Consider the following 12,394-nt stretch of genomic DNA (forward strand, 5'->3'; position numbering starts at 1 on the left):
GTGTGATTCGCCGCTACGGCGGCGCTTACTCGTAACGGAGCGCCTCAATAGGCTGCATCTTTGCCGCCTTCGACGCCGGGTAGGCGCCGAAGAACACGCCGGTAGCAAGTGAGAACAACAGCGAAAGCAACACTGCACCGACCGGGGGCCACACGAATGCGTCGAACGCCGCGGTGGCGATCATGCCGATTGCCCCGCCGAGGATAACGCCGATGACGCCGCCGACCAGGCAGACCAGCATCGCCTCGACGATGAACTGCGTGCGGATGTCGCCGTGGGTCGCGCCGAGCGCCTTGCGCACGCCGATCTCGCGGGTGCGCTCCGTGACCGTAATCAGCATGATGTTCATCACGCCGATGCCGCCGACCAGCAGGGAGATGCCGCCGATTGCGGAAAGCACGGAGGACATGATGCGGAACACGCTGGTCAATTCCTGCAGCGACGAGGACAGGTCGATGACCTCGGCCTGGTAGGTTTCATTACCGCGGTACTGGCGGTCCAGGTAGTCCTGCAGATCCTTCTGGAACGTGGCCGCCTCCTCCTCGCCGGAGCTGCGCACCGAGATGGACGTGAACCAATCCCCGTTCAGCCCGATTCGGTCGGCCGCGGTGACGGGAATGTACGCCTCGGCGTAGGACTGCATCCCGCCGAACGCTCCGCCGCCGCCGGCGGCGCCATCCGTCTTGTCGCCGAGCACGCCGATGATGGTGAAGACGGCCGGTTGGCCTTCTTGCACCAGATCGATGCGTTCGCCCAAGGCGGAGGCGGGGTCACCGTCAAACATGGCGTCGACAAGCTCTGGGCTCACCACGGCCACCGGGCGCTGGCCCTGCATGTCCTTGTCGGAGATGCCGCGGCCGAACTCGACCTCGCCGCCGCGCATGTCAATGGAATCCATGAGCGCCGGGTTGATCGTAGTGCTCACTGGGTCCTTGTCGCCGTTTTCAATCTCGCCCATGCCGGAGAGGTCGACGTCGATGCCGGTGATGCGGTCGCCGAACGCGTCGCGCATATCCTGCAGGTCCTGCAGCGTCAGCGAGTCTCGCTCGTCCGTCGGCTGCGCCTGCGACATGGCCGCAAACGGGTCGTCGGACTGTTCCTCTTCGTCGGGGCGCTCGTGCACCACGACCGGGTGCGTCGTCGTGCCCACGCCCTGCAGGCCGGACATGACCTGGTTCTCTAGGCCGCGTCCGAGGGTCATGATGATCACCACGGCCATGATGCCGATGATGATGCCCAGCAGCGTCAGCAGCGAGCGCAGTTTGTTCTTGTTCAGGCTGGAGACGGCCAGCCGGAGCGATTCTTGGATATTCACGGTGTGTCGTCTCCTTCCTTACATTCCCAGCCCGGCGGGCGTGCGCACGTTGGCAACGCGCCCATCCATCATTTCCACGACGCGCTCTGTTTCTTCCGCGAGCTCCGGGTTGTGCGTAATAAACACCACTGACTTGCCCAGGTCCTTGTGCAGCTTGTGGAACAGGTCCATCACCATGCGGCCGGTCTTTGAATCGAGTGCGCCGGTTGGCTCGTCGGCAAGCAGGAGGTCCGGGTCGTTGGCCAGGCTGCGTGCAATAGCCACGCGCTGCTTCTGGCCACCGGACAGCTCGTTCGGGTTGTGGTGAATGCGGTCACCCATCCCCATCATCTCCAGCAGCTCCGCGGCGCGCTCCTCGCGCTCCTTCCGTTCCACGCCCGCATACATCATGGGCATGGCCACGTTTTGCAGCGCGTCGATGCGGCCGATGAGGTTGAAGTTTTGGAAGATGAAGCCGATGTTCTTGCTGCGGTACGACGCGAGCTCCTTGTCCTCCTTGGCGTAGACCGGCTCGCCGTTGAACGCGTACGCGCCCTTGGACGGCCGGTCCAGCATGCCAATCAGGTTCATCAGCGTCGACTTACCGCAGCCGGATGGACCAACGATGGACACGAACTCGCTCGGTTTTGCGTGAAAGTCAATGCCGTGCAGCACGGTCAGCTCGCTCGGCTCACCCTCGTTGTACGTCTTCACCACCCCGCGCATGTCAATGAGTAGGCCCGAGTTTGCCATCGGGTTCGCAGGAGCAGGACGCTTATCGACGCCCCCACGTTCCCCACCAACGATCACCGAGCTCCCGCCCCGCTGTTCCCTGGGCTGCGCTTTCGGCGGCTCCTTCGTGGTGGAGACGGCCGGCTGTTCGCCGGTGGCCTCCTCCGCGCCGAAGAAAAACGGGTCGTCGTCCTCTCCGGCCCCGGCCGGTTGGCCGGGCGCTGCTTGCGCAGTGTCGAGTGCGTTGTCGTCGTCTCTGCGGGCGTGTTTTCCTTTTCGGGAGAACTTCTTCAACGGCGCGCTCCCCTACTTTTCCTCGCCGCCCTCGGCGGCGTCCTTCTGCTCAGACTTCGGCGCTTCAGAGGACTTTGTCCCGTCCTTGTCATTCGCACTGTCATTCGCGCTGTCCTTGGCGCCGTCTTTGGCATCGCGTACCTGCTGCGGGTCGAACTTCGGATCGGAGATGTCCACGGTCTCGCCGATCTTGTCGGAGTACTCGTCCGGCCAGTTGATGACGATGTCGCCCGGCTTGAGGTCGCCCCCGGTGATGGCAATGTCCACGTCGTTGGTGGCGCCCGTCTTCACGCTGCGCTCCTCCACCTTGCCGGACTTCGCGTCGTCGCCATCGGTGGCGAGCACCAGGACCTTCTTGTCATTATCGTCGCCGTACACGGCGTCGACAGGCACGTTGAGGGCGTCCGGGGACTCTTCGGTGATGATCTCCGCGCGCACCGTACCGCCGAGCAGGAGCCCCTTCTTGTCGCCGGTGACCTCGATCTCCACGGGGAAGGTCACGCTGCTGGACTGGTCGTTGGCTCCGCCGGCCGCGTTCACGCCTCCGGCCATGCCACCTGCCATGCCGCTGCTCATGCTGCCCGACGCGCTCGGGTCAGCGGCCGGGGCGATGCGCTTTACGCGCCCCTTGAATTTCTTGTCGCCGGTTGCGGTCGACGTAAACTCGACGCGGTTGCCCTGCGCGATGTTCGGCACGTCGGCCTCGCGAACCTCGGACTTGATGATCAGGCTGGAATCATCTGCCAAGCTGAGCAGCTTGCCCTGCGGGATGTCGCCTTCCTGCACGTCCACCGCGGTCACGATGCCGGCGAGCGGCGAGTACAGCGTCGCCTCCTGCAGCTGGTACTCCAGCGTGCCGTCGCTCTCAGAGATGCCGGCGCTTTCCGCCTGTCGACGCGCACTGTCTACCTGCCCCTGCAGCTGCTCCCGCTCCTGCTGCGCCTGGGTCTGCGCGGCCGCGAGCGCCGCCTGGGCATCCTGCAGCGCTGCATACGCTTCATCGACGCTCATCGGCGCACTCGCCGCGGCGTCGGCCCCAGCCGCGCCTGCAGCACCCGCGCCCTGGGCGCCGGCAATGCTGGCGAGGTCCTCCGGGGAGACCGCACCGGCGCCTGCCGCGCCGTCTGCGCCGGCAGCGCCCGGTACGGCCACCGCGCCCGCGCCAGGTGCAGCTGGCGCAACGGGGGCTGCGGGTGCTGCCGGTGCAGCGGGTGCCGGAGCCTCCGGGGCGCCGCCGCTCGAGCTACCCGGCAGGTGCGAGGAGAGGTTGCCCGCCATCTGGGAAAATACGTCGGCCACTCGGGTTGCAGAACGACCGCCGTTTGCGGCGAGCGCCGCGTTGTATGCAGCCTGCGCCTGATCCACCTGAGCCTGTGCCTGGCGGATGGCCTGGTTCGTGCCGTCGTTAATGGACTGGTCGTGGGCGTTGAGCTGGGATTCTGCCTGCTGCAGCGCCTGGGTGGCGTCGGCCTGAGCGTTCGCCTGCTGGCGCTCCTGCGCGGCAAGCTGCCGGTCCAGCTGCTCGGTGTCCATAGAGACCAAGAACTGGTCCTTTTGCACGCGGTCACCGGGCTGGACGGCGATCTTTTGCACCTCGGACTGCACCGACGTGGTGATGTTCATTGCCCGAACCGGAGCAATGCTGCCGTTGACCACAACGCTGTCGGAGACGTCTTCCGCCGACGCCACGGTGTAGTCGCCCGGCTGCAAGCCGTCCGCGTCCTTGCTGTTGTCTCCTCCACCGAAGCCGCAGGCAGATGCAAACAGCGACACGGTGGTGATTACCGCGACGGAGCGCAGCTTCAGCGACCGGCGGCGGTTGGTGGTGGCGTGCGGGGTGGCAATTCCGGATTCGGAAACCAAAACTTCTCCTCACAAACGGGCGCGCCAACGGCGTCTTCGGCAAAGCCAACTGAAGAGTCCGGGCGCTTAGGCGTGCAACTTCGTTGAACTATACACGGGCCCGGACCACTTCGGGCCAGCGCATTCCCCCGCTTGGGGCCCGAACGACGAGCCTGGATTCTGCCTACGAACCCGCTGAATACACACCCGGGTTCCGCACAGCGATTGCGCCCCACACCGCGTCGGCGGGCAATACCTCGACTGAGCGCACGTGCGACGATTCCGCTAGGCGCGACAGCGTTGCAACGTCCGCGGTCACCACCGCGCCAGCGAGGAGCACAGAAGCCTGCGCCCAGTCCGGCCCAGCGCCTGACTCGCGCTGAACGGCCCGGCGCGCCTCGCGCTCGCACACTTCGCCCCTTCCTGCGCTCGTCTCCCCGACTGGCTCCGGGGTGTCCTTCGGCGGCAGGCCCTCCGGCACGATCGCGTTGACGCGCGGCACGTCTCGGTACGCAGCTGCCGCCGCGTCGCAGGACTGCGGCGCGTCGAACGCGACCAGGGCGAGGTGGGAGTCGCCCGGCGCGCTCTTCCTCCGCGCGGAGTCAAGCGTCGCCGCGGCGCGTTGCAAGTACTCCTCCGCTGACTCTCCCGGATCGGGGCCGAGCGCGTCGCCTTGCAGCGTCGGCGTGGCGGGCGCGTGAGACATCCCGACGGCGTACAACGCGACGATGAGCAGCGCACACGCCCCGAACACGGCGGCTGCTGCGGCAAGCGGATGGCGCATGCTAGCCCGCCCTCAGCACATCCAGCGCGTGTTGGAGGTCGGCTGGGTACGAGGACTCGACCGTCATGTACTCACCGGTGCGCGGGTGCGTGAACCCGAGCGATTTGGCGTGCAGCCATTGGCGGATCAGCCCGAGGCGCTTGGACAGGTTAGGGTCAGAGCCGTACATGGGGTCGCCCACGCACGGGTGGCCCAGCGCGGACATGTGCACGCGGATTTGGTGGGTGCGCCCCGTCTCCAGGTGCACCTCGAGCAGACTTGCACGGCGGAAGGCCTCGATGACGGAGTAGTGCGTCACGCTCGGTCGGCCGTCGTCAGTCACGGCGAACTTCCAGCCCGACGACGGGTGCCGGCCAATGGGCGCGTCGACGGTGCCCACGATGGGGTCCGGCAAGCCCTGGACGACGGCGTGGTAGGTCTTGTCCACCGTACGTTCCTTGAAGGCACGCTTGAGCACCGAGTAGCCCTGGACGCTCGCGGCGACCACCATCACCCCGGAGGTGCCAACATCCAGGCGCTGCACGATGCCCTTGCGCTCCGGGGGACCCGCGTCCGGCAGCGTGAAGCCCATGGCCTGCAGGCCGCCGAGGACGGTGGGGCCGTCCCACCCCAGGGTCGGGTGCGCGGCAACGCCGACTGGCTTGTCCACCGCGATGACGTCGGCGTCGTGGTAGAGGATCTCCAGGCCCTCGACGTGCTCCGCCACCGGTTCCGGCGCTCGCTTGGGTTCCGGGAGGGTGGCCTCGATGAGGGCGCCTGGGATGACGCGGTCGGATTTTTGGGGCGGTGTGGCGTCGATAAGCACCTGCTCCTGCGCGATCATCTCGGCGGCAACGCTGCGGGAGATGCCGAAGAGTTTGGCCAGCGCGGCGTCAACGCGCATGCCGGCCAGGCCTTCGGGGACGGGGAGGCTGCGGAAGTCACCCGGCATGCGGCGCCTCCTTGTGGTCAGAGGTCAACACCGCCAACGCGAACAGGGCGGTGCCGACGGTGATGCAGGCGTCCGCGAGGTTGAAGACCGCGAACGAGCCCACGGAGATGTAGTCCACGACGTGGCCGAACCAGAAGCCGGGGTCACGGAACAGGCGGTCAATGAGGTTGCCCAGGGCACCGCCCGCGATCATGGCCAGACCGATGGCCTCGAAACGCGAGGTCAAGCGCGGGGCGTAGAGCAGCGCACCGACGACGAAGGCGAGCTGGATCGTGGTGAACAGCCAGGTCGAGTTCTGGCCCATGGAGAAGGCCGCGCCCGGGTTGAACAGCAGGTAGAACCGGAACCAGTCACCAATCAGCGGGACCTGATCCCCCGGCTCGAGCCACGAGACCATCAGCTGTTTGATGGCCTGATCCGCCACCGCGATGACCAGCATGACGGCGGCGACGAGCGGCAGGTACCTCCCCCGGCGCGGGCCGCGAGGCGCGGACGCCGGGTCCTGCGTATTGGTGTGACTGTTGTTGTGTTGCATCGCCTGTCAACTGTAGCGGGTCCGGCTCCGCGCGGGCGCACTGTCGCCCGGTCTGGGCACGCAGCCGTGGTTGCTTCCGGGTCGTCGCGGTGCGGTAGTTTCAAAGTGTGATGTTTCTGCCTCCCCGAGCGCGCTCGGCGCGTCCTGCTCGCCCAGCTCACCGACCCCGTTTCGCCGCCGCCTGCCTGGTGCTCAGCGCAACGCTGCTCCCGCTGACTGCTTGCGGCACCGCGGACGAGGACCCGCTCGAGGGGATTCCGGCGTTTGCCATGGACACCCCGGCCGTGGAGGTCGTTGCCGCGGGCGAGTCGCCGCAGCAGCTCTCCTACCGGCTGAGTGGCGAAGGCGACGAAGGCGACTCCGCCTGGGACACCACCGTCGCGGTGTCCTCCGGCATCAGCCAGGACGTGCTGCCCGCGGACCAGGCGCACGAGGACCCCGGCCTGCCGAACGTGAGCAGCGTCGACGTCTCCACCACCACCCTCCCGCTCGCAGTCACGGCGGGCAGCGCCCCGGAGCCGGGCGAGGACGAGTCCCCGGCGGACGCTGCGGTAGAGTTCACCGTGGGCAAAGGCAAGCACTCCGACCTGCCGCTGAGCCAGGAGGTCGCGTCCGCGGAGGGGTTCCTCATGCGCTGGCGGGCGCAGTCGACCGGCGCCATCTCCACGCTGAAGCTTATGGCGCCGAACGAGTCCCAGGAGCGGGGACGCCAAGCGGTGGAGCAGTCGCTGCTGGCCATGGCGTCGATGAACGTGGTGCTGCCGGACGAACCGGTCGGCGTGGGCGGCTCGTGGACCGTGCGCAACCGCGTCACCGGGACCTCGAACATGCTGCGCACCGCAACCTATACGGTGACCCGGCTCGAGGGCGATGCCGTCGACCTTGACGTCCACGTGGAGGAACGCCCCACCCAGCAGTCGCTGCAGATTGACAACTCTGTCGCCGGGGACCTGGACGGGCAGACGCTTGACGTGGAGAGCACGTCAACGACCTCACAGGGCAGTATTACGCTGGACTTGAAGCACCCGCTGCCCACGTCCGGGCAGGTCGCGTCCACCACCCGCCTGGTCTACTCGGGCGAGGACGCCGCCTACCGCGTGGTGCAGGACGTCACGGAGGCCGTGACCTACGGGTCCGACGACGCGTAGCGCTCACCCCAGAGTTTTCAAGGAGTTTCCCATGGTCGCACCGCTGCACATCGGCCTCGATGGCATTTCATTTACTTACCCCGGCGGCAAGCGAGTGCTCACCGACATCTCCTTCGCCGTCCCCTCCGGCTCCGTCACGGGGCTGATCGGCGAGAACGGCGCCGGCAAATCCACCCTGCTCGGCGTCATCTCCGGCGAGCTCACCGCCGATACCGGCCAACTCATCACCCCGCCGACCACCGGCTTCATCGCCCAGGAAACGTCCCTGCCGTTCACCGAGCCTGCAAGCAAGCTTATCGACGCCGCCGTGGCCGAACTCCGCGACGTCGAAGCCGACATCACCCGCCTCGGGGAGGCCATGGCCACGGAGCAGGACGACGCCGCGTCCGCCGCACTCGCCGCCGACTTTGACCGTGCGCTCGCGCGCGCGGAGCAGTCCGGCGTGTGGGAATTGGATGCGCGCATCGCCACCGTGCTCGCCGGCCTTGGCCTGGCCAACGTGCCCCTTTCCACCCCGCTCGGCGAGATGAGCGGCGGGCAGCGGCGCCGCTTCGCGCTCGCCGCCCTCCTGCTACGCCCGGTCGAGGCCATGGTGCTCGACGAGCCAACGAACCACCTCGACGACGAGGCCGTGGACTTCCTCATCGGCGAGCTCGAGGCGTTTAAGGGCCCCGTGCTGGTGGCCTCCCACAACCGCTACTTCCTCGACCGCGCCTGCGACGGGATCGTCGACCTGGATCCCGGCCTCGGCGCGGAAGGCGGGTTCGGCGAGGAGACCCGCCAGGGCGCCCGCTTTTCCGGCGCGTTTTCGGACTACCTCAAGGCGCGCGAGGACCGCCGGCGACGCTGGGAGACCGACTACGCCGCCCAGGAGCACGAGCGCGCACGCCTGGAGAAGGCCGCCGAGCAGGGCGAGGACGACGTCTTCCACTCCCACGAGAACAAGACGGAGACGCGCAGTGCGGCGAAGTTCTACGCCGATAAGGCAGCGAAGACGGTGGGCAACCGGCGCCGCTCAGCGCATCTGCGCCTGGAAGCCTTGGAGCGTGAGGCGATCCCTGCACCTCCCGCGCGCCTGGAGTTTCGCGGGGTGCCGGAGCACACGGCGACGTCGATAGGCGTGCCCGCCGTGGTGACCCGTGGCCTCGCGGTGCCGGATCGCCTCGCCCCGCTGGACCTGAAGCTGCAGCCCGGCCAGCAGCTGCTGGTGGAGGGGCCGAACGGGTCGGGCAAATCGACGCTGCTGAAGATTCTGGACGGCACGCTCACCGAGTATTCCGGCGAGTGCCTCATCCCGGAGGAGTACAGCGTGGGCCGCCTTGAGCAGGACGACTCGTGGCGCGACCTGACGGTTACCGCGGCCGAGGCGTTTGCCATCCGTACCGGTGGCGGCTCCCCGGACCTCGTGGAGATGGGACTGATGACCGAGGCGCAGGCCGCTACGAAGCTGGAGGACCTCTCGCTGGGCCAGCGCCGCAGGGTTTCCCTCGGCGTGATCCTTTCCACTCCGCCGGACCTGCTGCTGTTGGACGAGCCCACCAACCACCTCTCGCTCGCCCTGGCGGAAGAGCTCGAGCACGCCTTGCTGGGCTTCGCGGGCACCGTGATCATCACCAGCCACGACCGGTGGGTGCGCCGCCAGTGGCGCGAGCGGATCCGCACAAACGACGAACGCGCCAGGATCCTCACCCTGTCCACGATGTGGACCGGCGAGGTCTGGCGCGACGAGGTGGACTAGCGGGCTACAGGGCCGGGGCCTCCTGGTAATCGCCCTCCGGCGCCTGCTCAGCCGGGGCATCCGCAGCCGGGGCATCCGCGGCCGGCGCGTCGGCGGGGGCCTGGTCCCCGGGCACGGTCGGCGCGGCGCCGGCGGTGCACATTGGCGGCACCTGCTCCGGCGGCAGCGTATTCGTCACCAGGGTGCAGGCCCACTCCTGGGACAGCTTCCACTGCCCGTCCTCGAAGACGAACTCCACGTCCTCCGCCTGCTGCGCGGACTGCTGCTCCGGCTGGGTGAAGTTCACGGTAGCCAGGACCGTGTTCGGCCCGTAGCCCGGCAGGATGGGGTCCACGACCTGGAAGTTTGCCCCGGACTGCTGTTGGGACTGCGCCATGACATCGAAAAGCTCGGGCACGGTGTCGCCGCCCTGGACGGTGTTGACGCGCTCGCCGATCGGCAGGGCGGAGTCGGTCGCGCGGGTCAGCACGGCGTTGAGCTCCTCGGCGGTCGGCAGCTCGGCCACCGGGGCGGCCTGCTGGGCGGAGGTCTGCTCGTTGCTGGCGGACCCGCTGGTGTCCGCGCCGGACTCGCCATCATCGGAGCAGGCGGCGAGGCCCGCAGTCAGCCCGAGTGCGGCAACGGCGACGATGAGTTTGTGTGCGTTCACTGATTCTCCTTGCGGCAGCATTTGCTTCGTAGGTTCTCGTTTGCACTTTATTCCACTCAGCGTATCGCCCCGGTATCACCACACCAACAACAACATCTGGCACGCTAGAACTCATGGAACACTTCGTCCTCGTCATCTCCACCGGCGGCACCATCGCCTCCACCACCGACGCCACCGGCGCGCGCGTCCCCACCCTGACCTGCGAGGAGCTCGTCTCCCGCAGCGGCACCACCGAGCCAGTGCGCACCTACGACGCCGCGAGCCTGGATTCCTCCTCAGTCACCCTCGCCGAGGTCGATATCTTAAAGTCGCTCGTGCGCAAAGCGCTTGACGACGCCTCCGTCACCGGAATCGTCATCACCCACGGCACCGACTCCATGGCCGATACCGCGCTCGCGCTCGACCTCGTCCACGACGACCCCCGCCCCGTCGTGCTCACCGGCGCGCAGCGCCCCGCCGACGCCGACGCGCCCGACGGGCCCGAGAACCTGCGCCGCGCGATCGACACCGCCGCCGACCCGCTGCGCCGCGGCCAGGGCGTGCTCGTCCACTTCGGCGGCGACACCCTACCGGCCCGTGGCCTGTACAAGGCCCACACCGGCGAGCTGCGCGCTTTCGCGCTCGCCGCCGACCGGCCGCTGCCCCGGCCCGCTGCCGCTCCCCTGGCCCAACTGGACGGGTGCAACATCCCCGTCATCGCGGCGTGGCCCGGCGCGGACGACGCGCTCGTAGACGCCGTCGCCGCCTCCCGCCCGGACGGCATCGTCGTCGCCGCACTGGGTGCGGGCAACGTCTCCGAGCAGATGGGCACCGGCCTTGCCCGCGCCCTGGACGCCGGGATCCCGGTGGTCATTTCCACCTCCGTACCGCGCGGCGAGGTGGCGTTTGCCTACGGCGGCGCCGGCGGCGGCAGCACGCTCGGCGCGAAGGGCGCGCTGCCGGCGGGCTTCCTGCGCCCGGGCCAGGCACGCATGGCGCTCGCGACGGCGCTGGCCGCGGGCGTCGACCCGGCGCCGCTGCTCGGCGCGCGCTAGCTAGCCGTCGCGTTCCTCGGCGTCGCGCTCCTCCTCGAACCAGTCGTCCCAGTCCAGCGAGTCGAGCGGGTCCGCGGTCTGCAGCTGTTCGTCCGTCTCGCGCAGGCTCTTGATGCGCCCCGGCCCCGTCGAGCGGGTTTCAAAGCGGACGGTCACCCACCCCTTGCCCGCGCCCTGCACCCATCCGTGGCCGTACTCTGGGTGGAACACGTCCTGCGTGGCCTGCCAGATTCCCTGCTGGTGCCCGGCCTGCGTGTCCACCTCGATCTGCTCCTGAGTCACGTGGTCGCTCACCCCGGTCTCGTAGTCCGTGTCCGCCGAGGCGGGCTTCACAATCGCCTGGTCGAGCTCCGGGAAGAGCACGTCCTGGAGCGAGTGCTCGAGGCCCGAGTAGGAGACGCCGACGAGCCGTATCGGCCCGACCTCGTCCGGGTAGCGCACCAGCTTGAAGGCCGTGGCGAGCAAGGTGCCAGCGTCATCGGTGGCGTACGGAAGCGTGGCTGAGCGCGACTCGATGCGGAAATCCGCCATGCGCAGCTTGACCGTGACGGTGCGCGCCCCGCGACCGGCGCGGACCAGGCGTCGGTGCGAGCCCGCTGCCGCCCGCTCGAGCGCAGCGTCCACCTCCGCCTGCGTGGTGAGGTCCTGCGGGTAGGTGTGCTCCGACGAAATCTGCTTGGATTTCGCCCGCTGCGCGACCGGCCGGTCATCGATGCCGCGCGCCAGCGTCCACAGCTGCTTCGCCACGACGCCGCCGAGTGAGATGTCCACTTCCTTCTCGCTCAACGCGGCGAAGTCTCCAATCGTCTCGATGCCGGCCGCCGCGAGTTTCCCCTCCGTGACCGGGCCGACGCCCCACAGCTGGCTCACCGGGAGCGGGTGCAAGATGTCCAACTGCTCGTCGTGCGGGATGACAAAAACGCCGTCCGGTTTGGCCAAGCCGGAACCGATCTTGGCGTACTGCTTCCCGCTGCCGGCCCCGATGGAGCTGGGCAAACCGGTCTCTTGCTTGATCGCGTCGCGCAGGTCGTTGGCCCAAGCGCGGACGTGGTCCGGCGTGGCGTCGACAAGCTCCTCTGGCTCTAAGAACGCCTCGTCGATGGAGAGCTGCTCCATCACGTCCACGCGCCGGCGGATGATGTCAAAGACGCGTCGCGACGCCGCGCTATAGACCGGGCGACGCGGCGTGACCAGCACCGCCTGCGGGCCGATGAGGCGGGCGGCACGGTGGGTGGGCATGGCCGAGCGCGCGCCGAACTTGCGCGCCTCGTAGCTGGCGCCTGCGACCACGCCGCGCCCAGTGACCCCGGCGACCAGGACCGGGCGGCCTTTGAGGGTGGGCCGGGTGAGCTGCTCGCAGGACGCGAAGAAGGCGTCCATGTCGATGTGCAGCACCCAGCGAGTCATGCCCCA

General features: G+C 68.3%; 11 protein-coding genes. 3 read left to right on the top strand and 8 right to left on the bottom strand.

Annotation, left to right across the window (positions count from 1 at the left end):
* Window positions 1–25 precede the first annotated feature (25 nt).
* The 6 genes from CKJ82_RS02015 to lspA form a co-directional block, all read right to left on the bottom strand.
* Entirely contained in the window at window positions 26–1,315 is a 1,290-nt protein-coding gene (locus CKJ82_RS02015) for an ABC transporter permease (RefSeq protein ID WP_095536809.1), read from the bottom strand.
* An 18-nt stretch (window positions 1,316–1,333) separates the two neighbouring features.
* Window positions 1,334–2,047 (bottom strand): ABC transporter ATP-binding protein, encoded by a 714-nt coding sequence (locus CKJ82_RS02020; protein WP_095534973.1) that lies wholly within the window; start codon window positions 2,045–2,047, stop codon window positions 1,334–1,336.
* Window positions 2,048–2,332: 285 nt separating this feature from the next.
* On the bottom strand, window positions 2,333–4,183 hold the full coding sequence (locus CKJ82_RS02025) for an efflux RND transporter periplasmic adaptor subunit (protein ID WP_095536810.1): 1,851 nt from the start codon (window positions 4,181–4,183) through the stop codon (window positions 2,333–2,335).
* 163 nt (window positions 4,184–4,346) lie between these two features.
* Window positions 4,347–4,946 carry a hypothetical protein gene (locus CKJ82_RS02030; RefSeq protein ID WP_095536811.1) on the bottom strand — a complete coding sequence of 200 codons (600 nt, stop codon included), beginning with the start codon at window positions 4,944–4,946 and terminating at the stop codon, window positions 4,347–4,349.
* A gap of 1 nt (window position 4,947) precedes the next feature.
* A complete protein-coding gene (locus tag CKJ82_RS02035) occupies window positions 4,948–5,877 on the bottom strand; it encodes an RluA family pseudouridine synthase (RefSeq protein ID WP_095534867.1) in 930 nt (309 codons plus the stop codon).
* Window positions 5,867–6,412 (bottom strand): signal peptidase II, encoded by a 546-nt coding sequence (gene lspA / locus CKJ82_RS02040; protein ID WP_095534868.1) that lies wholly within the window; start codon window positions 6,410–6,412, stop codon window positions 5,867–5,869. Before lspA ends, CKJ82_RS02035 begins: the two co-directional genes overlap by 11 nt.
* Before the next feature lie 188 nt (window positions 6,413–6,600).
* On the opposite strand from lspA, the gene CKJ82_RS02045 reads away from it, so the two are divergent.
* Together CKJ82_RS02045 and CKJ82_RS02050 are read left to right on the top strand one after the other, a co-directional pair.
* On the top strand, window positions 6,601–7,560 hold the full coding sequence (locus tag CKJ82_RS02045) for a DUF6263 family protein (RefSeq protein WP_095536812.1): 960 nt from the start codon (window positions 6,601–6,603) through the stop codon (window positions 7,558–7,560).
* A gap of 31 nt (window positions 7,561–7,591) precedes the next feature.
* Window positions 7,592–9,298 (top strand): ABC-F family ATP-binding cassette domain-containing protein, encoded by a 1,707-nt coding sequence (locus CKJ82_RS02050; RefSeq protein WP_095536813.1) that lies wholly within the window; start codon window positions 7,592–7,594, stop codon window positions 9,296–9,298.
* 4 nt (window positions 9,299–9,302) lie between these two features.
* Here CKJ82_RS02050 and CKJ82_RS11735 read toward each other — a convergent pair whose 3' ends face one another.
* Window positions 9,303–9,947 (bottom strand): WKL family lipoprotein, encoded by a 645-nt coding sequence (locus CKJ82_RS11735; RefSeq protein ID WP_095536814.1) that lies wholly within the window; start codon window positions 9,945–9,947, stop codon window positions 9,303–9,305.
* Window positions 9,948–10,060: 113 nt separating this feature from the next.
* On the opposite strand from CKJ82_RS11735, the gene CKJ82_RS02060 reads away from it, so the two are divergent.
* Entirely contained in the window at window positions 10,061–10,981 is a 921-nt protein-coding gene (locus CKJ82_RS02060) for an asparaginase (RefSeq protein ID WP_095536815.1), read from the top strand.
* Here the strand turns inward: CKJ82_RS02060 and CKJ82_RS02065 are convergent, their stop codons facing one another.
* Entirely contained in the window at window positions 10,982–12,388 is a 1,407-nt protein-coding gene (locus CKJ82_RS02065) for a DNA polymerase IV (RefSeq protein WP_095536816.1), read from the bottom strand. It abuts the gene before it with no gap.
* Window positions 12,389–12,394: the final 6 nt, after the last annotated feature.

Origin of the sequence: Corynebacterium gottingense (genome assembly GCF_002285125.1) — a bacterium.
Lineage (GTDB): Bacteria > Actinomycetota > Actinomycetes > Mycobacteriales > Mycobacteriaceae > Corynebacterium > Corynebacterium gottingense.